25 protein-coding genes and 1 tRNA gene are annotated in these 26,304 nt (G+C 57.5%); 17 read left to right on the top strand and 9 right to left on the bottom strand.

From position 1 onward, the window contains the following. The first annotated feature begins 20 nt into the window (after positions 1-20). The 4 genes from ABCS64_RS01205 to ABCS64_RS01190 are packed head-to-tail and all read left to right on the top strand — an operon-like array spanning position 21 to position 2,710. Entirely contained in the window at positions 21-1,349 is a 1,329-nt protein-coding gene (locus ABCS64_RS01205) for a M16 family metallopeptidase (protein ID WP_418890119.1), read from the top strand. A 24-nt stretch (positions 1,350-1,373) separates the two neighbouring features. Next, positions 1,374-1,919 (top strand): 16S rRNA (guanine(966)-N(2))-methyltransferase RsmD, encoded by a 546-nt coding sequence (rsmD, locus tag ABCS64_RS01200; protein ID WP_418890118.1) that lies wholly within the window; start codon positions 1,374-1,376, stop codon positions 1,917-1,919. A gap of 10 nt (positions 1,920-1,929) precedes the next feature. Further along, entirely contained in the window at positions 1,930-2,427 is a 498-nt protein-coding gene (gene coaD / locus ABCS64_RS01195; protein ID WP_418890291.1) for a pantetheine-phosphate adenylyltransferase, read from the top strand. A gap of 31 nt (positions 2,428-2,458) precedes the next feature. Continuing rightward, positions 2,459-2,710: a YfhL family 4Fe-4S dicluster ferredoxin gene (locus ABCS64_RS01190; protein ID WP_418890117.1), complete on the top strand. Its 252-nt coding sequence runs from the start codon at positions 2,459-2,461 to the stop codon at positions 2,708-2,710. 77 nt (positions 2,711-2,787) lie between these two features. On the opposite strand, the gene ABCS64_RS01185 is transcribed toward ABCS64_RS01190, so the two are convergent. Continuing rightward, positions 2,788-4,755 carry a dynamin family protein gene (locus tag ABCS64_RS01185; RefSeq protein ID WP_418890116.1) on the bottom strand — a complete coding sequence of 656 codons (1,968 nt, stop codon included), beginning with the start codon at positions 4,753-4,755 and terminating at the stop codon, positions 2,788-2,790. Between the two features lie 252 nt (positions 4,756-5,007). After that, the gene (gene mutM / locus ABCS64_RS01180) at positions 5,008-5,886 is read right to left on the bottom strand and encodes a bifunctional DNA-formamidopyrimidine glycosylase/DNA-(apurinic or apyrimidinic site) lyase (protein ID WP_418890115.1); all 879 of its coding nucleotides are present in this window, start codon (positions 5,884-5,886) and stop codon (positions 5,008-5,010) included. 293 nt (positions 5,887-6,179) lie between these two features. Here mutM and ABCS64_RS01175 point away from each other — a divergent pair, with 293 nt between their 5' ends. The 8 genes from ABCS64_RS01175 to pth all read left to right on the top strand — a co-directional run bounded on the left by ABCS64_RS01175 (position 6,180) and on the right by pth (position 13,561). After that, positions 6,180-8,042 carry a tetratricopeptide repeat protein gene (locus ABCS64_RS01175; RefSeq protein ID WP_418890114.1) on the top strand — a complete coding sequence of 621 codons (1,863 nt, stop codon included), beginning with the start codon at positions 6,180-6,182 and terminating at the stop codon, positions 8,040-8,042. 23 nt (positions 8,043-8,065) lie between these two features. Further along, positions 8,066-8,719 (top strand): lipoprotein insertase outer membrane protein LolB, encoded by a 654-nt coding sequence (gene lolB / locus ABCS64_RS01170; RefSeq protein ID WP_418890113.1) that lies wholly within the window; start codon positions 8,066-8,068, stop codon positions 8,717-8,719. Beyond that, positions 8,716-9,606, top strand: a complete 891-nt coding sequence (gene ispE, locus ABCS64_RS01165; RefSeq protein ID WP_418890112.1) for a 4-(cytidine 5'-diphospho)-2-C-methyl-D-erythritol kinase — start codon at positions 8,716-8,718, stop codon at positions 9,604-9,606. Before lolB ends, ispE begins: the two co-directional genes overlap by 4 nt. A gap of 69 nt (positions 9,607-9,675) precedes the next feature. Continuing rightward, positions 9,676-10,851: an iron-containing alcohol dehydrogenase gene (locus ABCS64_RS01160; RefSeq protein ID WP_418890111.1), complete on the top strand. Its 1,176-nt coding sequence runs from the start codon at positions 9,676-9,678 to the stop codon at positions 10,849-10,851. Positions 10,852-11,102: 251 nt separating this feature from the next. Beyond that, positions 11,103-11,179: transfer RNA gene (locus ABCS64_RS01155), tRNA-Gln, on the top strand. An 84-nt stretch (positions 11,180-11,263) separates the two neighbouring features. After that, positions 11,264-12,214 (top strand): ribose-phosphate pyrophosphokinase, encoded by a 951-nt coding sequence (locus tag ABCS64_RS01150; RefSeq protein WP_418890110.1) that lies wholly within the window; start codon positions 11,264-11,266, stop codon positions 12,212-12,214. Positions 12,215-12,268: 54 nt separating this feature from the next. Further along, positions 12,269-12,907 carry a 50S ribosomal protein L25/general stress protein Ctc gene (locus ABCS64_RS01145; protein WP_418890109.1) on the top strand — a complete coding sequence of 213 codons (639 nt, stop codon included), beginning with the start codon at positions 12,269-12,271 and terminating at the stop codon, positions 12,905-12,907. A 78-nt stretch (positions 12,908-12,985) separates the two neighbouring features. Then, complete coding sequence (pth, locus tag ABCS64_RS01140; RefSeq protein WP_418890108.1) at positions 12,986-13,561, top strand: aminoacyl-tRNA hydrolase; 576 nt, start codon at positions 12,986-12,988, stop codon at positions 13,559-13,561. 319 nt (positions 13,562-13,880) lie between these two features. Here pth and garR read toward each other — a convergent pair whose 3' ends face one another. After that, positions 13,881-14,762: a 2-hydroxy-3-oxopropionate reductase gene (garR, locus tag ABCS64_RS01135; protein WP_418890107.1), complete on the bottom strand. Its 882-nt coding sequence runs from the start codon at positions 14,760-14,762 to the stop codon at positions 13,881-13,883. A gap of 325 nt (positions 14,763-15,087) precedes the next feature. Further along, positions 15,088-15,900: an orotidine-5'-phosphate decarboxylase gene (gene pyrF, locus ABCS64_RS01130; protein ID WP_418890106.1), complete on the bottom strand. Its 813-nt coding sequence runs from the start codon at positions 15,898-15,900 to the stop codon at positions 15,088-15,090. 271 nt (positions 15,901-16,171) lie between these two features. Here pyrF and ABCS64_RS01125 point away from each other — a divergent pair, with 271 nt between their 5' ends. The 3 genes from ABCS64_RS01125 to ABCS64_RS01115 are packed head-to-tail and all read left to right on the top strand — an operon-like array spanning position 16,172 to position 18,571. Further along, complete coding sequence (locus ABCS64_RS01125; protein WP_418890105.1) at positions 16,172-17,083, top strand: J domain-containing protein; 912 nt, start codon at positions 16,172-16,174, stop codon at positions 17,081-17,083. Positions 17,084-17,096: 13 nt separating this feature from the next. Next, the gene (locus ABCS64_RS01120; RefSeq protein ID WP_418890104.1) at positions 17,097-17,537 is read left to right on the top strand and encodes a hypothetical protein; all 441 of its coding nucleotides are present in this window, start codon (positions 17,097-17,099) and stop codon (positions 17,535-17,537) included. Positions 17,538-17,542: 5 nt separating this feature from the next. Then, a complete protein-coding gene (locus ABCS64_RS01115) occupies positions 17,543-18,571 on the top strand; it encodes a J domain-containing protein (protein WP_418890103.1) in 1,029 nt (342 codons plus the stop codon). Positions 18,572-18,856: 285 nt separating this feature from the next. On the opposite strand, the gene ABCS64_RS01110 is transcribed toward ABCS64_RS01115, so the two are convergent. After that, a complete protein-coding gene (locus ABCS64_RS01110) occupies positions 18,857-20,737 on the bottom strand; it encodes a glutamine--tRNA ligase/YqeY domain fusion protein (RefSeq protein ID WP_418890102.1) in 1,881 nt (626 codons plus the stop codon). Positions 20,738-20,894: 157 nt separating this feature from the next. Beyond that, positions 20,895-21,080, bottom strand: a complete 186-nt coding sequence (locus tag ABCS64_RS01105) for a hypothetical protein (protein ID WP_418890101.1) — start codon at positions 21,078-21,080, stop codon at positions 20,895-20,897. Between the two features lie 156 nt (positions 21,081-21,236). Between ABCS64_RS01105 and ABCS64_RS01100 the strand changes: the two genes are divergently transcribed. Both ABCS64_RS01100 and ABCS64_RS01095 read left to right on the top strand, forming a co-directional pair. Next, positions 21,237-22,130 (top strand): hypothetical protein, encoded by an 894-nt coding sequence (locus ABCS64_RS01100; protein ID WP_418890100.1) that lies wholly within the window; start codon positions 21,237-21,239, stop codon positions 22,128-22,130. A 127-nt stretch (positions 22,131-22,257) separates the two neighbouring features. After that, the gene (locus ABCS64_RS01095) at positions 22,258-22,425 is read left to right on the top strand and encodes a hypothetical protein (protein ID WP_418890099.1); all 168 of its coding nucleotides are present in this window, start codon (positions 22,258-22,260) and stop codon (positions 22,423-22,425) included. Between the two features lie 300 nt (positions 22,426-22,725). Here the strand turns inward: ABCS64_RS01095 and ampD are convergent, their stop codons facing one another. Genes ampD through ABCS64_RS01080 form a run of 3 tightly spaced genes read right to left on the bottom strand, consistent with a single transcriptional unit; the run spans position 22,726 to position 26,266 of the window. Beyond that, positions 22,726-23,337, bottom strand: coding sequence for a 1,6-anhydro-N-acetylmuramyl-L-alanine amidase AmpD (gene ampD / locus ABCS64_RS01090; RefSeq protein WP_418890098.1), 612 nt, complete (start codon positions 23,335-23,337; stop codon positions 22,726-22,728). Continuing rightward, positions 23,334-24,701 carry a sigma-54-dependent transcriptional regulator gene (locus tag ABCS64_RS01085; protein WP_418890097.1) on the bottom strand — a complete coding sequence of 456 codons (1,368 nt, stop codon included), beginning with the start codon at positions 24,699-24,701 and terminating at the stop codon, positions 23,334-23,336. The genes ampD and ABCS64_RS01085 overlap by 4 nt, the downstream gene beginning before the upstream one ends. Continuing rightward, positions 24,692-26,266, bottom strand: coding sequence for a sensor histidine kinase (locus ABCS64_RS01080; protein WP_418890096.1), 1,575 nt, complete (start codon positions 26,264-26,266; stop codon positions 24,692-24,694). Before ABCS64_RS01080 ends, ABCS64_RS01085 begins: the two co-directional genes overlap by 10 nt. Positions 26,267-26,304: the final 38 nt, after the last annotated feature.

Here is a 26,304-nt window from a genome sequence, read left to right as displayed (position 1 = left end):
AACGCTTGCGGATAATTGCGATGAAACATTCCAAACCTTTCGGCTTCCCCCAGATCCTCGGCAGAGCGCTGCTCTGCGCCCTGCTTTGCCTGAACCTGCCGCTGGCGCGGGCAGGCATCACCATCCAGCACTGGACAGCGCCCTCCGGCGCGCGTGTCTTTTTTGTCGAGACGCACGCCCTGCCAATGCTCGACGTCCAGATCGATTTTGCCGCCGGCACGGCCTACGATCCGCCGGGAAAAGCCGGGACGGCCGCGCTAACCCAGACGGTCATCGACCTCGGTGCAGAGGGCATGGATGAAACCGCGATTTCGAACCGGCTGGCCGATTTGGGCGCAATGCTCTCCGGCAACATCGACCGCGAGCGTGCCTCGATCGGCCTGCGCACACTCTCGGCCGAAGACAAGCGTACGCCGGCACTTAACGTGCTGCGCGCCGTGCTGAGCACGCCGCAGTTTCCGGAAGCCGTCTTTGAGCGCGAACAGGCGCGTTCAGTCGCCGCGCTCAAGGAATCGCTGACACAGCCCGATACGATCGCCAACCGGGCATTCTGGGCGGCGCTCTACCCCGACCATCCTTATGGCGTCTCGGCCACACCGGAATCCGTCGCCGCCGTGCAGCGCAACGATTTGGCTGAGTATCACCACCAGCATTTCACCGCCCGGCGCGCCGTCGTATCGATCGTCGGCGACGTAACGCGGGCACAGGCCGAAACCTTGGCACAGCACCTGACCGAGGCGCTGCCAACCAGTGAGCAAGGGACAACGATCGCCTCGCCGCCCCCCCCATCCGGCAAAGAGGAACGCATCGCGCACCCCTCGTCGGCACAGGCTCACCTGATGCTTGGCACACAGGCGCTCAAACGCGGCGACCCGGACTTTTTTGCCTTGCAGGTCGGCAACTACACGCTGGGCGGCGGCGGTTTCGTGTCGCGCCTGATGAAAGAGGTGCGGGAAATGCGCGGTTACGCTTACAGCGTCCATAGTTACTTCATTCCGATGACGCACCCCGGTCCGTTCCGCATTAATTTGCAAACCAAGAAAACGCAGGCAAATGAGGCGCTGGCGCTCACGCACAAAGTACTCACCGACTTTTTGCGCGATGGCCCGAATGAAGCTGAAATTAAGGCTGCCAAACAAAATTTGATTGGCAGCTTTCCGCTGAATCTGGACACCAACCGTAAAATCCTCGACAACGTGGCGATCATTGGTTTCTACGGTCTGCCACTCGATTATCTCGACCACTATGCGGAAAATATCGAGAAAGTGACCGCCGCCGATATCAAGGCCGCCTTTGCCCGCCACGTCGATCTCAAGCGCCTGGTCACGGTGCTGGTGGGGGCCGAGTAAAAATAAAACGCACATCATGCGTTCATGAACAGCCTGCGCATCATCGGCGGCCGGTGGCGGGGACGGCGCTTATGCTTTCCCGATGCGGAGGGGCTGCGCCCGACGCCGGATCGTGTGCGCGAAACGCTTTTCAACTGGCTCGGGCAGAGTCTGGACGGGCGTACCTGCCTCGACCTGTTTGCTGGTAGCGGCGCGCTGGGGTTTGAGGCGGCTTCACGCGGTGCGGCCAGTGTCATCATGGTCGAACGCACCCCCAGAATCGCATCGGCGCTGGCCGCCAATGCACGCATGCTCGATGCCGATCAACGCCTTCAGGTTTTACGCGCAGATGCGCTAGAATTCGCTTCCTCTCGGGATGCGCGAGCACCTCGTTTTGATGTGGTTTTCCTCGATCCGCCATACCGGCAAGGCTGGATCGAGCGTATCGAACCACTTTTGCCGCGCCTGGTTGCCGATGACGGGGCAGTCTATATCGAAGCCGAACAGGCGCTGTCCGTTTGTGGCGCATGGCAAACCGTGCGCCAAGGGCATGCCGGCCAGGTATATTTTCATTTGATGCGGAGGGGTTGAGCGAATGGCTCTGGATAAAGGGGTAGCAATCTACGCAGGCACCTTTGACCCGATCACTTGCGGACATGCGGACATTGCACGCCGCGCCGCCGCGATTTTCGATCACGTCATCGTCGCCATTGCTGCGAGCCTGACGAAGCAGCCATTTTTCTCGCTTGACGAGCGTACGGAAATGGCTCAAGCCGTACTCGCGCCATATCCGAACATCGAAGTCTGCGGCTTCGATGGCCTGCTGATGGACTTTTTACACCAAAAAGGCGCCAAGATTATTCTGCGCGGTCTGCGTGCCGTCTCGGACTTCGAGTACGAATTTCAGATGGCGGGAATGAACCGAAACCTCTATCCTGAGGTCGAAACCATGTTCCTGACCCCCAGCGAGCAATTTACCTTCATCTCGGCGACCTTCGTACGTGAAATTGCCTCACTGGGCGGCGATGTGGGCAAATTCGTTCATCCGCTGGTCAAGGAACGTCTGACCAGCAAGGTAGCGGCCTTGCGGCGCACCTGATTTTTAGTTTTAAGGAAAGAGGGTTTTCTTCATGGCGTTGATAATCACCGACGACTGCATCAATTGCGATGTATGCGAGCCGGAATGCCCGAATGTGGCGATCTCACAAGGTGATGAAATTTATGTCATCGATTCGAGCCGGTGCACGGAGTGCGTCGGACATTACGACACGCCGCAATGCGTGGAAGTCTGCCCGGTCGATGCCATCATCAAGGATGAAAACTGTGTCGAAAGCGACGAGCAGCTGTGGGCCAAATATGAGCAGCTGACCAGCGGCACCTGAGCCCCAGAGACTAGCACCCTGCGCGAAACGGAACGCCCCGCGCCGTATCGAATATCGGCGCAATCAATGACTACGGACTACGCCGCCCGGACATGCGCGGTGCCGACCGGCACGCCTGCGGGCTGCCGGGCAAATACCTGCAACACATCCTGCGCGATCCGCTCGGTTTTTTGCTGCTGTTGGAGTAGATCGCTTTCGGCCTGACGAAGTTCATCAATCCGTTCTTCTAACGTCTCGGTCGCCTGATGAATGCGCTTGATGCTGCTGAGGCGCTGCTTGAGCTGTTTTTGGCGTTCATGCACCTGGACTTCCATCGGCGCCATGATAGTTCTCAGCCATAGCTCGGCATCGCGGTTGGCGCGTTCAAAATTGTGCCGCATCTGTACGGCAATTTCCCCAAAAAATTTCTGCATGACGCTCGTTTTGTCATGCGTCACGAACTGGTACGCCGTATTCAGATGAGTGTCGCACCAGGATTCCAGCCGGTCGATTTCCCTTTGATAGCGCGTCAGCGAAAAGGTCATCGGCGTATCCAACTTGAGACTATGCTCGACGACGAACTTCCGGTAAACCGCCTCGAGCATGGCGTGGATTTCCTGAACATCGCGCTCGGCCTGATCCAGATTGCCGCGTATTACCAGAAAGAAATGCCTCATCGCATTGGAGAGCGTTTTCGAAAAGTTCGCCTCGTTCATCGTATCGCGCGTCGCCGTTGCCAATCGACGCACCACTCCGACGCCCAGATGACCATACAGCTGGTTCGAGAGCTGGGAAAATACGCTGCGCACCGCATAATAACGCTCCAGCGCGGCCTCGAATTCTTCCTTGCGGGCACGGATTTTATTCATCATGTATCCGACAACCCCCTTGTTTTTGCCGCGCAGCTCGGTCAATTCTGCGAGTTGTTCGCCTAGCTCGGAGAGCCGCGCTTCAAGCAGGTTACGCGCACGCAGATCAATGTCGGCAAATTCGGCTTGCGTATTTTCGCGCACGATCTCGCGTTTGGCCGGAATCAGCTTGTTGACCAACGCATTCTCGAACGCATTGATGCGACTGCGGGCTAACAAGGCTTCGTCCCCGTTGATTTTGGCGACCAGTCCTTTTTGCGCCGAGACGGGAAAAATCTGCGCCGTCGGCACGCCCAGCGTCACTGCGCATGTACTCACCTGGCGGTCAATTTCGGCGTTGATTTCAGCGGGCGAGCGCAATTCATCCCATAAGCCATCGATCTTATTGAGCACGATCATTCGGCCTTTACTTCCCCCTCTGGATGCACTGATATAGTCTTTCCAGATAGTCAGGTCGGACAACGTGACGCCCGCATCGGCCGACAGGACGAAAATAGTCGCATCCGCATTGGGCAGCATCGATAGCGTCAACCCCGGTTCAGCGCCAATCGCATTCAGACCGGGCGTGTCGAGAATCACCAGCCCTTGCTGTAAGAGCGGGTGGGGGAAATTAATGATGGCATGACGCCAGCGAGGGATTTCCACCGAGCCGTCCGCGGCGATATCCAACGCCGTATTATCCATTGCATTCTGGGCAAACCCGAGCGCCTTGGCCACATTCAGTGGCACATGCAACACTTCGCTCACCGCGCGCAAAGCAGCGTGCATGGCCTCCGGCGACTCGATATCAAGAGGAACCGTTCTCCAGGCTTCCGGCGACCGCCGGTATTCTCCCACCCCCAGTCCCGAGCCGCGTGTTTCAATGGGCAACAGCTCGATACAAGGCACTTTCCCGGGATCGAACAGCAGCTCGGTCGGGCACATCGTGGTGCGCCCAGCCGTCGAAGGTAGCATGCGATGGCCATATTCGGCGAAAAAAACGGCGTTGATCAGTTCCGATTTGCCACGCGAAAACTCAGCGAGGAAAGCGACGTAAAGACGATCTTCGTGCAGTTTTTCAAGCAGGCGGGCGAAACGCTGCCCCGTCTGCGCATCGGAAAGCTCGTTTTCCGCCAGCCAGCGCTTGTAGCGATCGATTCCCTCGACAAGCTGCGAGCGCCAATGCGTATAGGCGGCAAATTGCTGAGTGAGTGTCATGAGTCAGAAAGGCCGAAAGTGCGGAAAAAAGCAGAAAATGTACGAGAAACAATATGAAACACTCTTTGTCCATAATGTAACACGATTCTTTTTAATCCATCATGCCCTATTCGCTTGGCGCATCGATATGTCCCAAATACGTCACATATGCGACACCCCAAAAATACGGAAAACGCGCCGCCGGTTCACGGCAATCCACCACAGGCAGTGCTTTGACGGGGTAGCGATCACCCAGCGATCGCCGTTTCTTTGCTACTTCTGGCATTGCGGACAGTAAAAGCTGCTGCGCCCGCTTTGGCGCACGCACCGGATCGGCGTACTGCAAACGACGCAGGGCGCGCCCGCGCGATCATAGACTGCGCATTGCATCTGGAAGCTGCCTGCACCGCCATCGCTATGCACATAATCGCGCACACTGCTACCGCCAGCGGCGATCGCGCGCAATAGTGTCATCCGAACGGCTTCGGCCAGACGCACACACTGCGCTCGGGTCAGCCGACCGGCGCGACGCAGTGGCGAAATTCCTGCCAAGAACAGGCTCTCCGCCGCATAGATGTTGCCGATGCCGACAACCAAATGACTATCCATCAAGAGCGGCTTGATCGGTGCGGTGCGCCGACGCGTCGCAGCGTAAAGCCAGCTGCCGTCAAATTGCGGCGAAAGCGGCTCGACCCCTTGGGCGGCAAGCAGGGGATGGGCATAAATATCCGTGCCTGGATGCCAAGCAAGCAGCCCAAAGCGGCGTGGATCACGGAAACGCAGGACGGTATCGGCAAAAACAAGGTCGACATGGTCATGCTTCTGCCAGGTCGTTCCCGGCGGCACAAGGCGCAAACTCCCCGACATCCCCAAATGGACGATCAGCCAGCCATGCTGATTCCCGCCATCGGTCATTCCATCTCCATCCCGTGCCTCACCCCGGCCAGCCGCCGGAATTTCACAGTCGAACAGCAGGTATTTGCCACGCCGCGCAATGGCGACAATGCGCTGTCCGACCAGCGTCGCAGCCAAATCCTCGGTCAATGCGCGACGCAGTCGCGGGACGCGAAAAATGGTGCGTTCGATGCGTTGCCCAACCAGATAGGGCAGCAACCCTTGGCGGCTAACCTCGACCTCAGGCAGTTCCGGCATTGAAACCTCCCAGAAAACTCAATAATATCGGCACACGCTGCTCGTACAAACTGCCCGCCGGCGATCTGCCGAGAATACCAATCCATTTGAAACAGCATTCCTTGGATTGCCACGCCAACGCGCACGACGGCTCACTAATACATCCTGATATGCAGCATCGCAGATACAATTTCGTCGCGGCAAAGTATAGCGCCGTCTTCGTGCATCCTGCGCCATACACTTTTGCTGGAAATCTGACATTAATGTGCAAAAACAAGCTGTAAAAACAAGTTGTTGCGGGTAATATTCATCCTATGGAAACATATAGCAACATTTACCGTTTTCTTGTACCGGCGGCGCTGGTCGCCGTACTGGCGCTGCCCTCCCTGTCATTTTCCGACGGCTTCCTGGCGCAGACAGCGGGCGAACAGGAACCTTCCCAGCCAATGGGGCAGCGCGCCGACACACCCAAAGAAACAGCATCCTCCGCCCCGTCTGCGGATAAAAAAACCGGCAGAACGCGCCAGCATGCGCGCCGCGCGCCGCGCATCTCCCGCCCCTCTACAGACGACAGCCTCACCAACGCCGACGACAATCAGATCGGGCAAACCGTGTTCCAGGTGCTGTTGGCGGAAATCGCCTTGCGGCGCGGAAATCCTTCGCTGGCCAGCTCGGCCTACGCCGATCTTGCCTTGCGCACGCACGATCCCGAAGCGCTCGAACGCACGATCGAAATCGCCCTTTACGGCCGACAGATTGACGTTGCACTGGACGCTGCACGTCTCTGGACGGAACATGACCCCCAATCGGTAAAAGCCTACGAGCTTCAGGCGAGCGTCATGGCTATCGCCCGGCAGACCGACGAGCTGGCGCCCACCCTGTCGCACCTGCTCGAACTGGATGAAGCGAAACGCGCCGACATTCTGCTGGGGCTTCCGCCCCTACTGGCGCAGCTCAACGACCGGCAAACGGCGCTGAACATTGCCGAAACGGTCAGCCGCCCCTATGACAATATGGCTGAGGCGCATTACGCCATCGCCGTCATAGCCGCCTCGGCCGACCAGAATGAACGCGCCCGCACTGAAGCACACCACGCACTTGAACTGCGGCCGGACTGGGAAAAAGCCGCGCTGCTGCAAACGCAGATCCTGTTCCGCGCATCAACGCAGGAAGCCATCGACTTTCTCTCAGGTTTTGTCAATAAAAATCCGCGAGCACGTGAGGCGCAAATTCAGTTGGCGCGGTTGATGGTCAGCGCCAAACGCTACGACGAGGCGCTGCGACAGTTCAAAAATATACTCAAGGACAACGCCAACAATCCGGAAATTCTGTTTTCCACGGCGCTCGTCGCCCTGCAACAAAAAAACTGGGCAGAGGCTGAGAAACATCTCAAGCACCTGCTGACGCTTCCGGAAGCGGACAAGAATACGGCCTTTTTCTTCCTCGGACAGCTTGCTGAAGAAGGCAAACACGTCGATGAAGCACTCGACAATTACGCCAAGGTTCTTGCCGGCGAGCATTTCATATCGGCGCAGATTCGTCGGGCATATCTGCTAGCCAATCAGGGGCGTCTCGACGAAGCGCGTGCACAGTTGCGCGATGCGCCTAGTACAACGGCGCAGGAGCGCGTTCAGCTGACGATTGCCGAAGCCGGATTATTGCGCGAAGCCAAACAATACCGCGCCGCCTTTACGCTGCTCGAAAAAGCACTCAATGCCCAGCCGGAACAACCTGGTCTGCTGTATGAAAGCGCGCTGCTACTGGAAAAACTCGACGGTCTCGACCTGATGGAACGCCGTCTGCGTAAACTCATCAGCCTGCAACCCGACAGCCCGCTGGCCTACAACGCGCTCGGCTATTCGCTGGCCGACCGTAACTTGCGTCTGGATGAGGCGCGCGCGCTGATCGAGAAAGCGTACAAGCTCTCGCCGGACGACTTCTACATTCTCGACAGTATGGGCTGGGTGCGCTATCGGCAAGGCGATCTGCCCGGCGCGCTCGATTACCTCGAAAAGGCGCGTGCCAAAAACAATGACCCGGAAGTCGTCGCCCATTTGGGCGAAGTCATGTGGGCAATGGGGCGCCAGGACGAAGCGCGTACATTGTGGCAGGACATGCAGAAACAGCATCCCGATAACGAAACGCTGAACAGCATCATCAAAAAATTCCTGCCCTGAGCACATCCGGACAAAAGATTGCCATGACATTGTTTTCGCCCTTATGCCGCATCATGGCGGCCTGCTGGCTGGCTATGGCTCTATTCCTGACCGGCTGCGCCCGTTTTCTTCCCGTCCCAGACGCCACGTCGGTAGATCACAAACTTAACGGCTTTATCCTGAACGGTCGCTTTTCACTCACGCAGTTTGCGCACATGCAAGCGGAGCAGCGCCATTCCGGTCGCTTGTACTGGAAATACGAGTCGGCCACGGCAAGTACGCCTGGGGCGAGCGCATCCAGTGAAATTCTCCTCTCATCCCCATTAGGACAGGGCATTGCAGAAATTGTCCAGGATGCGCAGGGGGCGCGCCTGTCAACAGCGGAAGGCAAGACTTTCACGGCTCCAGATGCGGAAACACTGACACAGGAAGTGCTCGGCTACGCCCTGCCGCTCTTACGTTTGGCCGACTGGATTCGTGCTCGCCCCGCCCGCTCCGATGCAGGTGAAACGCGCCGTGACGAATCGGGGCGCCTGACGCACTTGCGCCTCGACGGATGGATGATCGACTATGAATATGCCGACACCAACCCGCAATCGCTTCCGCGCCGGATTCATGCACAGCGTCCGGAGGAATTCGAGCTGCGCCTGATCGTCGATACCTGGCAGCCTCTGCCCGCTGAAGCTGGCACGCCATGAGCTTGCCTGCAGACCCAGCGGCACACCGGGCCGGCTGGCACTGGGACAGCGTTTATCCGGCGTTGGCCAAACTTAACCTTTTCCTGCATGTCGTCGGCCGACGCAATGACGGCTACCACCTGCTGCAAACGCTTTTTCGCTTCATCGATCATGGCGACAGCCTGCGCTTTTCTCCGCGTCGTGACGGCAAACTGCATCTTGTCAAGCCATTGCCCGGCGTTCCTCCCGAGGCCGATTTGTGTCTGCGCGCGGCGCGCCTGCTGCGCGATGTCAGCGGATGCCGGAAGGGCGTCGACATCCATGTCGAGAAACGCCTGCCAATGGGCGGTGGTCTTGGCGGCGGCAGTTCCGATGCAGCCACCGTATTGCTGGCATTGAACCATCTTTGGCGTCTATACCTGCCGCGCCAGCGCTTGCAGGCGCTGGGGCTCTCGCTCGGCGCGGACGTCCCTGTTTTTTTGTTTGGGCGCAATGCCTTTGCCGAAGGCGTCGGCGAAATCCTACATGGCATCGACCTGCCACCCGCTTGGTACGTCGTACTGGAACCACCGATCAGCATTCCCACAGCTGACATTTTTTCCGCTCCGGAACTTCGGCGCAACACGCCGCCCATTCCATCAAGCCGCAATATTTCCTGGTCTCCGGGCTTTGGGCGGAACGATCTGGAACCCGTTGCCGTTCGGCATTTCCCGGTGCTAGCAGAATATCTTGCATGGCTTAGTCACTTTGGTGCGGCGCGTATGACCGGCTCCGGCGCTTGCATATTTGCTGAATTTCCGACACATGAGGCCGCGCAGGCCGTCATTGATGTTTTACCAACCGGTATGCGCGGCTGGCTGGCTGAAGGACTGACCGCGCATCCTCTGCGCACGCTGGCCACCGATTGAGCACGAATCCATACGCAACGGCAATCGACAAGACAGGAAAAACAGAACACATCGACCGTAAGATCCGCCATGAACACCAACTTCATCTTTTCCCACACTCCGCAGATCCACTTTGGTCCAGGCAAACTGGCACAACTCCCGGCCTTGCTGCATCGCAACTGCAGCCGCGTCCTGCTGGTGACGGGAACGACCTCGTTCCGGGCCTCGCCGCATTGCGCCCGGTTACTACAAGGCTTGGCGGCGGAAAATATCCACGTCGATGTCGTCTCGTTCCGCGGCGAGCCGTCACCGGATTTCGTTGATGCGGTCGCGGCGGATTTCCGCGCGCAATGCCCGGATTGGGTTATCGGCATCGGCGGCGGCAGCGCCATTGACGCGGGCAAGGCTATTGCTGCGATGCTGCCGCAGGAAGGCTCGGTACGCGATTTTCTCGAAGGCATGGCCACGCGCCAGCACGACGGACGCAAAATACTGTTCGCCGCCGTGCCCACCTCCGCCGGCACCGGCGCAGAGGCCACCAAGAACGCGGTGCTCAGTATCATCGGCGAACACGGCTTCAAGCGCTCGCTGCGGCACAACAGCTTCATGCCCGACCTCGCCCTCATCGACCCCGAATTGGCCATGGGCTGCCCACCCGCCGTTACGGCGGCCTGCGGCCTTGATGCGCTGACCCAGTTGCTTGAGGCCTATGTTTCGACGCAGGCCTCGCCCATGACCGACGCGCTGGCCCTGAGCGGCCTGCGCCATGTCACCGACGGCTTCCTGCGCGCCTACGAATGTGGCGACGATCTAGACGCGCGTGCCCGCATGGCCTACGCTGCGCTGCTCTCAGGCATCGTACTGGCCAACGCGGGCCTCGGGCTGGTACATGGCTTTGCCGGGCCGATCGGCGGCGCCATCCCGATGCCGCATGGCGAAGTCTGCGGCACACTGCTGGGCGAAACGACGCGCCGAACGATCGAGGCGTTGCAGGCAGACCCAGAAAAACACGCCACAGTGCTTGCCAAATACGCACAGGCAGGCGTCATCCTGAGTGGCCAATCGCCCGCTTCGCCGCAAATAGACTGCCAACGATTGGTCGATACGCTCGATGACTGGATCGAACGCACGCGGATCCCGCGACTGGGACAATATGGCATGCGCATTGGTGACCTTCCTCATATTCTTGACCAAGCACACAACAAGAACAATCCAGTGGGGCTTGATCGGTCGCAGATGAAAGCCATTCTGACAGCACGCTTGTAACGCCCATCTTTTACCGGCCAGGCTGTCTTTTTCCAGCTGTCGTCCATTCGTGCGTCGGTATCCGATACACGGCGCAATCGCTGCCAATCTTTCCTTGATTTTCACGGAACTGCTACGTAACTTGCTCACAGAGAAATGGTTAACAAACACGCAACAATGCGACACCGTTGCTTTCGCTTGGCTAGTATTTTTAACGAAACCCCGCTATAATCCGCGCCTCATCCGCTAGACGCTTATTCAGCGGGTTTTGCTGGGGAGTCGCCAAGTTGGTTAAGGCACCGGATTTTGATTCCGGCATTCGAAGGTTCGAATCCTTCTTCCCCAGCCATTCAGGTTTTCTGATCTCGGGCAGGCAGCAACCTGCCCGTCTTTCTTTGACGGCGCCGTGTCTCGGCGTCACTGGATGCGCGCTATGGCCTACGATAGCCTGATGGTCTTCTCCGGGAACGCTAACCCGAAGCTGGCAGCCGAAGTGGCTCACCGACTCCATGTTTCGCTCGGGCGGGCAAATGTCGGACGCTTTTCCGACGGCGAAGTCTCTGTTGAAATCGAGGAACACGTTCGCGGCCGCGACGTGTTCATCATTCAGCCGACCTGTGCGCCTTCCAACGAAAACCTGATGGAACTGCTGATCATGGTCGATGCGCTCAACCGGGCATCTGCCGCCCGCATCACGGCCGTCATTCCCTATTTTGGCTACTCGCGCCAGGATCGCCGGGTACGCTCTGCGCGCGTACCCATCGCCGCCAAGCTGGTCGCCGACCTGCTGACGGCCGCCGGTGTCCATCGTGTGCTGACGATGGATCTGCACGCGGAGCAGATTCAGGGGTTTTTCAATATTCCGGTCGACAACATCTATTCGTTGCCGATCATGCTGGCCGATGTCTGGAAGCGCGATATCAAGGATCTGATCGTCGTTTCGCCGGATGTTGGCGGTGTCATGCGCGCGCGCGCACTGGCCAAGCGCCTGGAATGCGACCTGGCGATTATCGACAAGCGCCGCCCCAAGGCCAATGTTTCCGAAGTCATGAATATCATCGGCGATGTTGGGGAGCGAACCTGCGTGCTGATAGACGATATCATCGATACCGCCGGAACGTTATGCAAGGCAGCGACGGCGCTCAAAGCCAACGGCGCCCGGTCTGTCATCGCCTATTGCACGCATCCGGTGCTCTCCGGCCCCGCCATCAGCCGCATCAACGATTCCGATCTCGACGAATTAATCGTCACCGATACCATTCCGCTCAGCGAAGAAGCGCAAAAATCGTCGCATATCCGCCAATTGTCGGTCGCCGACGTTTTTGCTGAAACAATCCGCCGCATCAATAACGAAGAGTCGGTCTCTTCGCTCTTCATCGAATGATTTTTTCAACCACCCGGTCTGGTCGCGGGCTGGGTTTGTTTATCAGGAGCAGTTATGCAATTTGAAATCAATGCGAAAACGCGCGTTCAGCACGGGTCCGGAGCGAGCCGCCGCCTGCGTCGCGCCAGCAAGGTGCCTGGCATCGTCTATGGCGGAGCAAGTAAACCGGTTTCCATCGAAGTTGACCACAACGAACTGTTACTGGCCCTACGTAAGGAAGCTTTCCAGTCTTCAGTCATTACGCTAAAACTAGATGGCGCTGCGCAAAGCGTGCTCTTGCGCGACGTACAGATGCACCCCTATAAATCGCTGGTATTACACGTCGACTTCCTGCGCGTCGACGCCAGCCGCGCCATTCACCAGAAAATACCGCTGCACTTCGTCAATACCGATATCGCGCCGGGCGTTAAGGTCGGCGGCGGCATCGTCTCGCACATTATGAGCGACATCGAAGTATCCTGCTTGCCAAAGGACCTGCCCGCCTTCATCGAGGTCGACCTGAAAGATCTGGACATCGGTCAGGCGCTGAGCGTTTCACAGCTGACGTTCCCCAAGGGCGTCGAACCGGTTGCGCATGGTGAGGACGATCCGGTCGTGGTGACGATCGTCGCCAAGAAGATTGAAGCGGCCGAAACGACGGAAGAAGAGGCTGAAGCATCCTCCGATGCTACGCCTACGCCGCCAACCGCCTGATCGCCGGCAATTCCACTCCAGGCCGCCGCAGGTTTTTCCGCCCGCGGCGGTTTGTTTTATCCGAACGCCCATTTCAACATGCCTTCCCCACGTTTGATCGTCGGTCTCGGCAATCCCGGTGCCAGTTATGCCGATCACCGCCATAACCTCGGTTTCTGGTTTGTCGACCAGCTGGCAGACGAACTGAAAATCACGCTTACGCCGCAAGGCAAATTTCACGGGAGCATCGGGCGTTACCGCGAATTATGGCTGCTCGAGCCGTCCACGTACATGAATTCCTCCGGACGCGCCGTCCTTGCGCTCGCCAACTTTTATAAGATTCTTCCAGACGAAATCCTCATCGTGCATGACGACCTTGACCTGCAACCCGGCGACATCCGCCTCAAGCATGGCGGCGGTCACGGTGGTCATAACGGCCTCAAGGACATCCAGGCCTGCCTATCAACGCCCGATTTCTGGCGCCTTCGCCTGGGCATCGGACACCCCGGCGAACGCAGTGAAGTCATCAACTACGTCCTCAAGGCACCGCGCAAAGAAGAACAGGCGCTGATCGACCGCGCACTCGACCGCTGCCTGCTCGCCTGGCCACAGATTGCCGCCGGCGATTACGCCGCAGCACAGCGTGTACTGCATGTCAGGGAAACCGAAAAGTAAGCCGTTATCCCTGACCCCTTGCAGCCCTTGAATTTCCTGTATTTCAGGGGCGCGGATGGCAACACTGTTATTCGGCCTTTTACCCGCCCCCCATCTTTCAGCCCCCCGCCTCAGACGCCTATCGGCCTGTTCATTCACTGCGCTCTCCACACTCGCCGTATTGTCGGTTAGACGTCGCCTAGTAGAAAACTGGCTCGATTAGCGATAAATGCATACAAAAACCGCCGTAATCATCGTCACGGCGGTTCGGCATATTTTTCCCTCTACCGCCGGATGGATGGATTTCACAGCCGGACGATGAAGGAGCAGAATTCAGTGTTTACTTTCTGACCTCAATTTTGGCCAGTTTTTCGTAGAAGCGGACGATGGCGCTATGGTCATTGGCGCCCATATCATCCACTTTAAGCGCCTGCAAAGTTTCCATGACATTGGCGGTCAGCGGTACGGCGACATTGAGATTGTGCGCGGTATCGAGCGCATTCTGCAGATCCTTGATATGCAGTTCAATACGGAAGCCCGGTTTGAAGTTGCCGTCGAGAATCATCGGCACCTTGGCATTCATGACCGTGGATCCGGCCAGCCCTCCCTTAATCGCGTCGAAGACCGCTTCCGGCTTGACGCCGGCCTTGGTGGCCAGAACAAGGGCTTCCGAGACGGCCGCAATGTTGAGGGCAACAATGATTTGGTTGGCAAGTTTGGTGACGTTGCCCGCGCCAATATCGCCGACGAGGACAACGGAAGACCCCATTTTTTCGAGAATCGGTTTGACCGTTTCAAAGGTTTTTTTGTCTCCGCCAACCATGATGGCAAGCGTACCGTCGATGGCTTTGGGTTCGCCGCCAGAAACAGGGGCATCGAGCATAGTGACGCCCTTGGCCTTGGCTGCGGCGCAGATTTCCTGCGAGGCAGAAGGAGCGATCGAACTCATATCGACGAGAATGGCGCCAGGCCGGGCGCCTTCGAGTACGCCGTCTTCACCCATCACGGCTTCTTTGACATGCGGTGAATTGGGCAACATGGTAATAATGATGTCGCTTTGCGCAGCCACGTCCTTATTTGACTTGGCCGCAACGGCGCCTAACGCGACTAGGTCATCGGTCGGGGCAAATTTGTCGTAAACCGTCAATGCGTAGCCGGCCTTGATCAGATTTTTTGCCATCGGCCGTCCCATGATGCCTATTCCGATAAATCCAATGTTCATATCCTGCTCCTGTCTTTTGTTTTATGCGCTGCGTGCGCGGGCAAGTCCAGAATATCCGGGTAGTTCGGCCGGAATTACACGCCGAAGCGCCGAATCCGTCGATGCAGGCAGACGTAAAAATACGGAAAACCTCAGAAAATTCATCCACCGGCATCGCCACGATTGTACGCCTGCGCCCATATTTTGAGGCATGTCTCCTTAGCCTCTACACGCTGTCAGTTGAGGCATCGGCAAAGTGAAACTGCGGGAAAACGCTGCCAGCTCGTACCGGCTTACCCTGCCTGCAGAACACCTTTCTTCTAACCGCCGTCCTTCTTCTAACGATCTAACGAAAACGGTTGATCAGCGCACGTGAAGTCATCGCCGCTTGGCGGGCAGCCTGCGCAAAATCCTCTCCCTTGCCGGCATAAAGAATGGCCCGCGAATTATTGACGATAAGCCCCGTACCGCATGCCGTACGTCCCGCTTTCAGCGTTGCCTCCACATCACCGCCTTGCGCACCAATGCCAGGCACGAGCAACGGCATCTCGCCGATAATCCGGCGGACGCGGGCAATTTCGCCCGGGTACGTCGCCCCCACAACGAGACCGCATTGCCCGTTCATATTCCAGTCACGCGCCACGATCCCAGCCACATGTTCATAAAGTTTTTGGCCGCCCACATCAAGAAACTGGAGGTCGCTTCCGCCCGGATTAGATGTTCGGCAAAGCAGAAAAACGCCCTTGTTACGATACGCCAGATAAGGCTCGACCGAGTCACGCCCCATATAGGGGTTGGCGGTGATCGCATCACCACAGTAACGCTCGAAAACTTCAATGGCGTACTGTTCCGCCGTACTTCCAATATCACCGCGCTTGGCGTCGACGATCACTGGAATGCCGGGATGGTGATCATGGATATGGGCAATCAGCGCCTGCAGCTGATCTTCGGCACAGTTCGCGGCAAAGTAAGCAATCTGCGGCTTGAAGGCGCAGACGAGATCGGCCGTCGCATCAACGATAGCGCGGCAAAATTCAAAAATGGCCTCTGGCCGCCCCTGGAGATGCGTCGGGAACTTCATGGGATCGGGATCCAGCCCAACGCAAAGCAAAGAATCATTTTTCTGCCAGGCAGCCTGCAACATCTCAATGAAAGTCATGATATGGACACATCCGAAATATAGTATCGATACGTTATTGTCTCACCGCATACGACAGTTCGCACCCTCCATTTATACCTGCACGAAAACCCGGATTGCTTAGAGCAGTTCGTCAAGAAACGGGCAATGATTTCGCTGTCCGTCTAGCATCGGCTACCACCCCGGTATATAGTTGAATACCTTGGCGCGCTGGCATTGAGGGCACGGTATAATCTTCCGGTCAGCATAAAAGTACAGGCATGGTATCGGAAACTCGACAAATGGCACGTTTATGATCAGGGAAACGCTGTATCAGGTATTGGGAGTCCCCGCCTCCGCATCAACAAATGAGATCGAAGCGGGGTATCAACGCGCGCTTGCCGTACTGGAAGCATCCGAAAACCGCATGAACCGCGAGGATTACGACTTCCGCCGCACACTGATTCTGCTCGCCCGGGACACGTTGAGCGACCCAGTATCCCGCATGGGTTACGATGACAAGCTGATGGCACGCCGCGGTTCCGGCACGGCTTCCGCCGATCGTAAAGGCGCAAAACCTACCCCGGTCTCCGCCCGACTGCCCGCTCCCGACCGCCTGGCCCAGGCCGCCGATACCCCGCCGATACGTTCCAGAGCCATGACGTACCACGCTGATGCAAACGAAGCATCAGGCAGTCTGGGCAGCTTTCGGGCTTCGTCATTTTCTCTGTCGAGTCACAGCTCATCACCGCTTCGCTCGCTGCTCGCTATCATGATGACTGTCGTCATTCTGGCGGTCATGTTGCAGTCTTACCTTGTGTATTCATCACGTGTTGAGCGCGCCTACAACGAAAAACTGGCCGCTGCCACCGCCAATGCAGAAGAAAAACTAATCATTCAGGACTATTACCATAAGTATGGCGAGCGCCTGGCCTCAGCGGATGAAGCGCGCCGGCGTGATCTTGAACATCGTCAGCGTGCAGCCGAAGCGCTTCAGGCAGAACGCGAGAGGGCGCGCGCAGAGCGCGAAGCGCAGCAGCGGCAGGAAGCGGATCGCCGCTACGCCGATCGTGTTTCTTTCGATCTGCGGCGTGCGGAAGAAGCCGAACGGCGCGAGGAAAAACGCGCACAGGAAGAAGCGCAGCGCAAACAGCGCGAAGAAGCCGAACGCACCGAGCGTATGCAGCAGCACTGGCGTTCAGTGATGCAGCCGCAGTCGCACTGAGGAACCGCCCCCGATGGACAGACCGGAAACGCTCACCCTACCCGAAGCCAGCAGGCCGCGCAGCCAAGCGCGCCCCTCCGATATACAAAAGCACACTTTTTTCACGGGTACAACGCGCGTTTTCCTCTTTGCCGCCTTCTTGTTTTTTCAGCTTTCGGCCTGTTCGTGGTTTGAGGATTCCTTCGAAACCGCCCAGTTCGTCGGCAAATGGAAATCGTCGCGCGCTGAGACACCCATCCGGCTTTACAACAATGGCGAATGGGAAATCCAGGCCCCTGACGGTTCCATCCAGCAATATGGCGTCTGGCAACTGGTCGATAAGAAAATCCTGTGGAGCAACCTGCACAATGGCCGTATCAGCCATGAGGCAAAAACCGTCCTGGCCGTCTCGCCGCGAGAGTTCAAGCTACGTGAGCGGAACGGCAGTACAACCACCTTCGTCAAGATTGACTGAGCACCATGCCTGCATCCCAGCTCTCACCCGGCCATGCGCCCAGCCATTACGACATCCTCGAAGTCAGTCACACTGCAAGTCCTGAGGTCATTCGCGCCGCCTACCGCAGCCTGATGCAACGCTACCACCCGGACAAAAACCCCGGCGACAAACAGGCGGCGGAACGTGCCGTACTGGTGGCGCAGGCTTATGAGACGCTTGCTGATGCCGAGCGACGTGCAGCCTATGACCAATCGTTGAATGAACTGTACGGTAATGTGTTCGGGGTTTATAACGATGCCACAGCGACATCATCGGCAACTTACGGACAAGAAGAAAGAAGCTACTCACGGGAACACCCGCATATTCGAGCCACTTCCCCAAAGAGCCGCATTTCTTTCATCATCCTGTTGTGTGCCTGCGTTCTGATCGTCGCCGTCTTCTGGGTGTTGATCATCACAGTCAGACGAATAGCCACCCCCGGTCCGCACAGATCGACGCCTCCGGTTAACCCGCCCGTCACCGCGGAAGCCCCGCCGCACGACTCACCCACTGTACGGCGCCGGCTGCGTATCATGCAGACCGCTCCGCAATCCGTGCAATCGACACCACCGCTGCCACAAGATGATGCTTTGCCCGTACCAGGCGCGGCGACAGCAGAGAAAAAAAATACCACGGGTCGCGAAATCCCCGCACTGGTCACTGATCTTTCCGTTGCGCTCATGAACCCGAAAAATCCGGGGGAAGCGACCGGCTACCGGCTCGAAATTCCGGTCATCGCCATCCGCTTAGGTGGCAAGCAGACGATCAGCGCGCGCGACCATTTGAGCAATATGGCAACTTCCATCCGCCAGGCACTCGAAGATCGCCTGCAAGCGGCGGATTACGACAGCCTGATGACATTTAATGGCGAAGTCGATCTGGCACGCCAGATTCTCACTACCATTGCCCAGGCGACCAGTCTACCGGTCTGTGCCGAGGATGCCGGACAGGATGCGGACGATTGTTACGGCCTAGCCGCTGTACGGCTGCCGGAAGCTTACGTCGTCAAATAATTATGTACTGTGCAGGATGACAATAGGGGGGATCAGTGCAACCAATCACCGCATGGCGGTGCCCCCAATCCACCCAATGCGCTTTTCACTTTTGCCACGCATCAAGCCCCTGCCTGCTGATCTGGAGTATCCACCAGGCACGTCGAACCGACAGTATGCATTCAACGGCACGCTGCTATGGGTTGACGACAGCCGGTTTTCCACCGCCACAATGCCGTATAAACCATTACGCTAAATTTAAAGAATACTAGGCCTACCTTCGTCCCCGCTCACTAGGGCAATACCTCACGGAGTTTGGATAACGCTAGGCCTGCCAAACCCACCTCCACTCGACGGGGCAACACCTTTCGGAGCAATGCTTTGCCGGAGCGTCGCCGTGCGGTTGAAAACCGGCGCGCCTGGTCTGGCATCGACACGATCGACGACAAAATAGCCGTGCCGTTCGAACTGGTAACGATCCTCGGCTTGCGCCGTCTTGAGCGAGGGCTCAAGACGGGCGATGACGGTGCGCATACTGTCCGGATTGAGATCGTCAAGAAAATTACGTTCGACGCCCTCGGCATCGCCCTCACGGCGCGCACCCGGTGCGGGCGCAGCGAAGAGGCGGTCGTAAAGACGCACTTCGGCGGAATACGCCTCGGCCACCGAGACCCAATGCAGATTCCCCTTGACTTTGATGCTATCCGCGCCTGGCGTGCCGGACTTGGTATCCGGAAAGTAGTTGCAATGCACGGCGACGACGTTGCCGTCGACATCCTTGTCGCAGCCCGTGCACTCGACGATGTAACCATAACGCAGACGTACGCGATTCCCCGGATAGAGGCGATGGTAGCCCTTGGACGGCGTTTCCATGAAATCCTCGCGCTCGATCCACAGTTCGCGCGAGAACGGCATCGCGCGCTTGCCCAGCTCCGGTTTCAACGGGTGGTTGGGTGCAAAGCATTCTTCGCTTTGCCCGGCCGGATAGTTGTCGATGATCAGCTTTAGCGGGTCGAGCACGGCGACTCGGCGCTCGGAGGATTCATTGAGCACTTCGCGCATGCAATCCTCGAAGACTGCGTAATCGATCAGGGAATCCGCCTTGGATACGCCGATGCGCTCGGCGAACAGACGGAATCCTTCCGGCGTATAGCCGCGCCGACGCGCGCCGACGATGGTCGGCATGCGCGGATCGTCCCAGCCGGAAACATGTTTTTCCTCGACGAGCTGGATCAGCTTGCGTTTGGACAGCACAACGTAGGTCAAATTCAGGCGGGAGAACTCAATCTGCTGCGGCAGCGGACGTTGCATCAGCCCACCTTCGGCCAGCCGCGCAAGCAGCCAGTCGTAGAAGGGGCGCTGATCCTCGAACTCCAGTGTACAGATCGAGTGCGTGATATTTTCCAGCGCGTCCTCAATCGGGTGTGCGAAGGTGTACATTGGATACACGCACCACTTGTCGCCCGTATTGTGGTGCGCGGCGTGACGAATACGGTAAATCGCCGGATCGCGTAGGTTGATGTTCGGCGAAGCCATATCGATCTTGGCACGCAGAACGTGGGCGCCGTCGGGAAATTCACCCGCTTTCATGCGTTGAAACAACGCACGGTTTTCCTCAATGCTGCGATTGCGATAAGGCGAATCCTGCCCCTGTTCGGTCAGCGTACCGCGACGGGCGCGCATCTCCTCGGCGCTCTGGCTATCGACGTAGGCATGGCCGGATTCGATCAGATATTCCGCGCAGGCAAACATCCAGTCGAAATAGTTGGATGCGTAATAGAGGTTGTTCTCATCGCCCTCATCCCAGGAAAAACCCAGCCAGCGCACGGCTTCGGTGATGGAATCGACATATTCTTTTTCCTCTTTTTCCGGGTTGGTATCGTCGAAGCGCAGGTGGCAGCGGCCGCCATAATCACGCGCCAGGCCGAAGTTAAGGCAAATCGATTTGGCATGTCCCAGATGCAGATAGCCGTTCGGCTCAGGGGGAAAGCGCGTGCGGATTTTTGCCGGATCGGGCTCGCCCGCCAGCTGCTGCGCCGCCAGGCCAGGCGCTCCTGACCAGCGACGTATCGTATATTTCCCTGCAGCCAGATCCGCGTCGATATGGTTGCGGATGAAATTGGTCGCGGGCGTCGTCGGGCTATCTTTCAAAGCATCTTTGCGAGTGTTTTCTGGGGCGTGGTTCACGGCAAAATCCTGAGAATTGAGGGAGGGCTGTCTGTCAGAAAAACGGTGGTGGGCAATATTGTATCAGTCTGCCCTGCGCGCTCGCAGTACTTATCGACAGGCATCGATAAGCTCGGCGCCAAAGGTAAACGACTCACGGCGCCCGTCCATATTCGGCTCATCCACCGGCATCTACTTGCACGATGACTGGCTTTTGAAGCCGGAATGTCTTGGTCATTGCACGGAATATTTTTAGCCAAACTGGCGGCAACAACCAATAGATGGCTGCGATTCCGGTCAACAACGAAAGCGGCTCGCTAAAAAAGCCAATGAGGAACCACGCGCGCGCCTTCAGCAGCATCAAAGGACATCGTCCCCGGTCAGAAGGTCAATGCCGACGCTGACGAGATGATGGGTGATGCGCGACGATCAGGAAATTTGAGGCTCGCGGCAAGAGTCCAAGCGGCCTTGCGTCAGGGAGAGCCGCCTGGCTCTCCCATCTTTTTCCATGCAGGTTTATTTGGGACGCGAACCTGTCGGGAATGGCCAGGCGCCGGAAGGATTCAGAGCCGACTTAATACCGGGGGTTGCCGCCGTAGACGGCGCTGCCTTTGTTACCGCTTTTGCTACTGGCTTGCTGGCTGCTTTTTTCACCGCCGCCTTCACTGCGGGTTTCGCTGCAGATTTTACTGCGGGCTTTGCGGCCGCTTTCTTCACTGCCGGTTTGGCGGCCGCTTTTTTCGCGACGACCTTGGCGGCAACCTTCTTCACCGCAGCCTTAGCCGCAGGCTTCGCTGCTAATTTTGCTGCGGGCTTTACGGCCGCTTTCTTCACTGCCGGTTTAGTGGTCGCTTTTTTCGCGACGACCTTGGCAGCAACCTTCTTCACCGCTGCCTTAGCTGCGGGTTTCGCTGCAGATTTTGCTGCGGGCTTTGCGACCACTTTTTTTACTGCCGGTTTGGCAACCGCTTTTTTAGCGGCGACCTTGGCGGCAACCTTCTTCACCACTGCCTTAGCTGCAGGCTTCGCTGCAGATTTTGCTGCGGGTTTTGCGGCTACTTTTTTCACTGCCGGTTTGGCGGCCGCTTTTTTGACGGCGACCTTAGCGGCAACCTTCTTCACCGCTGCCTTAGCTGCAGGCTTCGCTGCAGATTTTGCTGCGGGCTTTGCAACCGCTTTCTTCACGGCTGGTTTAGCTGCCGCTTTTTTAACGGCAGGCTTTTTAGCCGCTGATACTGCATTTGCCCCTGTTTTTTTGGCACTTGTCGCCATTCCTACCTCCTTCTTTGATGACATGAATAAAAACTACCTGGAAAACCACAACACCAGCATTCCCACCACATCAATAGCCGACTTACAAAAGTGGAAACGACCGATAAGAAAGCATCAGCAAGACGCCCAACCCCAACAATAAAGCAATCACGCCTATTGGCAGCAGATACGGAATCGGCGACAACACTCACACCGCTTGCCATCGAATAAATGCCGCCGGCAAACACAGAAAAATGGGATAAAAACGCCGGGGGTACAAAAGTGCAATCATGGCGATGCGCGCTCATCGGCGCGATGACGAAGGAAAGCAGGCGCGCCCTGCCGGAAAACAAAAAGTGGAAGAAGTTTTTTCTACCGCCAGGGCGATCGAACCGCCGCGCGACGATTGGCTCATCGCTGGTACGCCGCAGGCCGTTTTTGCCGCGTCCACGCGATAAAACTGTGTCATTGTTATGAAGCAACGGTCCGTTCAATTCACCAAGAGCCCGGAACTTATTAATGCAAACTTGATGCAAACGGCGTGTGTGGAGAAACCGCCTATTCGCACCACCTCAACAACGCATAAACCGTAAAAACCCCACAAAAAGGCCGCAGGGAAAAGGCTAACAGAGCCAACACGGCCAACGCCTAAAAATCGCCCGATTGCGCCGGCCTTGTCATTCGCGACCAATTGTAGTAAGCAAGCCGACTTGACGCAAGAACTATTTTGTGTTCAGCGAAATTCTTTGACAGATTTGTCATATCAAAGCAGCGCCTGCTCCAACGATGCGCTGCCACACGAAGAAAGGCCCCGGGTCTGTCTTGCGCCCCGGCGCAATGTCCGAATGCCCAACGATTGCCGTAATCGGGAAAGCGCGCGTCAATATTTCAATCAGGGCGTTCAGGCTCACATACTGCGCTTCTTCAAACGGCTGCTCATCGCACCCTTCCAGTTCGATGCCGATGGAAAAATCATTGCAGCGATCGCGGCCTTGCCAGCAAGATACGCCGGCATGCCAGGCACGCTGCAGACAGGAAACAAACTGAACGCACTCACCATTACGGCGAATCAGAAAATGCGCCGAAACATGCATCCCATCGATCGTGGCAAAGAATGGGTGCTCCGTGGCCGGTAACGTATTGGTAAAAAAACGCTCAATGGCATCACCGCCAAATTGATTGGGCGGCAGGCTAATCGCATGAATCACCAGGAGGGAAATGACAGTCTTCGGCGGACGCGCGTCATGATTGGGAGATGGCACACGCCGCGCGGAAACCAGCCAGCCGTCGGAACTCAGGCCATCGCCATCAACCAACCGATGCCCAACCGCCCCAATCACCCCAATTCCCTCAACCGCCAGCGTATTCATGTATCGATTCCCAGACGCTCAATACGGTAACGCAGCGAGCGGAAGGTTACGCCAAGCAGACGAGCCGCTGCCGTTCGGTTGTCACCCGTTTTGACCAGCGCATCGAGGATTAGCTGACGCTCAAAGCGATTTACCTGGTCGTCGAGCGTCCCCCCGGCATCGACCACGCCCTCAATCCCCGTTTCTGAAAGCTGCAAATCTTCCAGCGCAATTTTTCCGTCGATGCATAACGCGGTGGCGCGTTCAAGAATGTTCTCCAGCTCACGCACATTGCCCGGGTAAGCATAGGCGGCGAGCGCCTGCCTGGCCTCCGGCGACAAACTGGGCGGGTTATCGCCGCACAGGCGCTTCAACGTCGCATCAACCAATATCGGAATATCCTCCTGCCGCTCGCGCAAGGCCGGCATATGCAATTCGATGACATTGAGCCGATAGTACAAGTCCTGACGGAAAGTCCCGGCATCCACACAGTCTTTGAGTTGGCGATGGGTCGCCGAAATAATGCGGACATCGACAGGTTCCTCGACGGCGCTCCCGACTTTGCGTACCTTTTTTTCCTGGATGGCGCGCAATAGTTTGACCTGCATGGCCAACGGCAAATCGGCCACCTCGTCGAGGAACAGCGTGCCGCCATTGGCAGCCTGAAAAAAACCTTCCCGGTCGCTATCGGCGCCTGTAAACGCACCCTTGCGATAGCCGAAAAATTCGCTCTCCATCAAATTTTCCGGAATCGCGCCGCAGTTGACCGGCACAAATGGCGCGGCATGGCGGGCACTTTGCGCATGAATTGAGCGCGCCGCCAGCTCCTTGCCGCTGCCCGACTCGCCGGAAACATAAACGGGCGCCTGGCTGCGCCCGACTTTATCGATCATTTCGCGGACAGCCAGCATCGCCGGAGATTCGCCGATCAGGAGCGTTCCGCCCGCTGTTTTCTTTTCCGACGCACCACCGCCCGCCGGCTCGGCAGACAGATTCAGCGCCGATTTGACCAGTGTGCGCAACTGATCCAGCGCAACCGGCTTGGAGAGGTAATCAAACGCGCCCGCCTTCAGCGCCGAAACAGCATTGTCGGTACTGCCAAACGCCGTAATCACGGCGACAGGCGTCGCACCGTAATCTGATCCGATCAGGCGCACGATTTCCAGGCCGTCGCCATCGGGCAGGCGCATATCGGTCAGACACAGGTGATAACGTTCGCGCGCCAGAAACGCTTTGGCTTCTGCCACGCTGCCCGCACAATCCGCCGACAGCCCCATGCGCGCCAGCGTCAAATCGAGCAATTCACGGATATCCGCCTCATCATCAATGACCAGAACCCGCATTTCCGTTGTTTTCGCGCGCGCGCCAGCTTTATTTATTGACATTCATCATTCCTCCCCACGATACAGAAATCCGCACCCGTTTCGCTTGGTACAAGATCGAGCTGTGCGCCATTGGCTTCACACAGCTCGCGCGCAATATACAAACCCAGTCCTGTCCCGCGGCTGTGCGTCGTAAAGAAAGGTTCAAAAATCTGCTCGCGCAGCGACTCTTCAACGCCCGGCCCATCATCAATCACATGAAATTCGACAGTTCCCTTGCGCACACCGTCCTTGACACGCAACAAAATACTGCACGCCTCCTGATGGGAATGACGCAGGGCATTGCCCGCAAGATTCCAGAGGACCTGATGGAAATGCGAGCGGTCGAAGCACAGCATGCCGAGTCCGCTCACCTCCTGGCGCACGGTATCCATTGCGACGTTCTCCTTGATCGAATATTCCTCGACAAACAGCGGTAGCATCTGCCGCAGATCGATCAATTCCCGATGCAGGCGATCCCGCCGGCCGACTGCGAGTACGTCGCTGACGATGCGTTCGACGCGCTGCGTGTTCTCGATGACAATGCGCAGCAAACGCTCGCTCACCGGGTCGTTTTGCGTCTCGGCCAGCAACTCGCTGGCGTGCTGGATCGCCGACAGCGGATTGCGGATTTCATGGGCGATACTGCCCGTCAGGCGTCCCAGCGCCGCCAGCTTGATTTGCCGTGCCTGCGTCTGTACGCGCTCCATATCCTCAAGAAAGACCAGAACGTCCTGCCCCAGGCTATCGGTCGCGAGAAAACGCGCCTGTAGACGCATACCGCTGGCCGGCGCACGCACGAGCACATACGCATCGCTCGGCATTGCGCACCAATTAACGAAACTGCGGGAAAGCTCACTGGAATAATCAGCCAGCAGGCGCCCCGTGGGGTCGCCGAGTCCGAGCAGCTCGCAGGCACGCGGATTATGCTGCCAGATCATGCCGTCGCGCTTGAGCACCAGGATGCCGTCCTGCATCTCCTCGATCACGCGCTGACTGACCAGCATCTGGTTATGCAGGTCGATGCCGCGCTGACGGGCCAGCGCCTCATTGGTAATCACCCGCCTGGCAAGCAGATGCGCTGTCACGGCAACGCCGAAGAAACCGATACAAAACAGCCCCGTCTGAAAGAAATCGCCCAGCACGAAGCCGGTCACAAGCCCCCGATAGGTCTGCTCGAGCAGCACGGACAGCGTAGCCATTGCGGCATAAAACAACACCAGCCGCCCTTGCCCAACCAGCCCCGCGCCGGCCAGGGTTACCAGCAGCATCACGCCCAGACTACCGAACAGCTCACCGTTGAAGTGGATCAGCGTGATAAAAACAGCAATATCCGCCAGCACCTGCAAGCTCACCTGCCAATTGAAATGGCGGCGGAAAACACGCGCACTGATCAGCGCAATGGCCATAGCCAAAAAATAACCACCCGTAATCGCACGGACCTGGTTGATACTGAAAGGCTGGAAAGAAGCGGGATTGACCAGCGACACGACAAACAGCAGTCCGGCCAGGAAAAACCGGTAGGCGCTGAAATAAAGCAATGACTTCCAGTGTGCTTCGGAGAAATGGATTTCCTTCGGGCGCTTCAACTTTTCTGCGCCTACCTCCCTGCGTTCAGGCATCCAGT

The organism is Dentiradicibacter hellwigii, from assembly GCF_041770905.1.
GTDB lineage: Bacteria > Pseudomonadota > Gammaproteobacteria > Burkholderiales > Rhodocyclaceae > Propionivibrio > Propionivibrio hellwigii.
The sequence above is the reverse complement of the archived record's forward strand: the minus strand, read 5'-3'. Positions and strand labels throughout refer to the sequence as shown.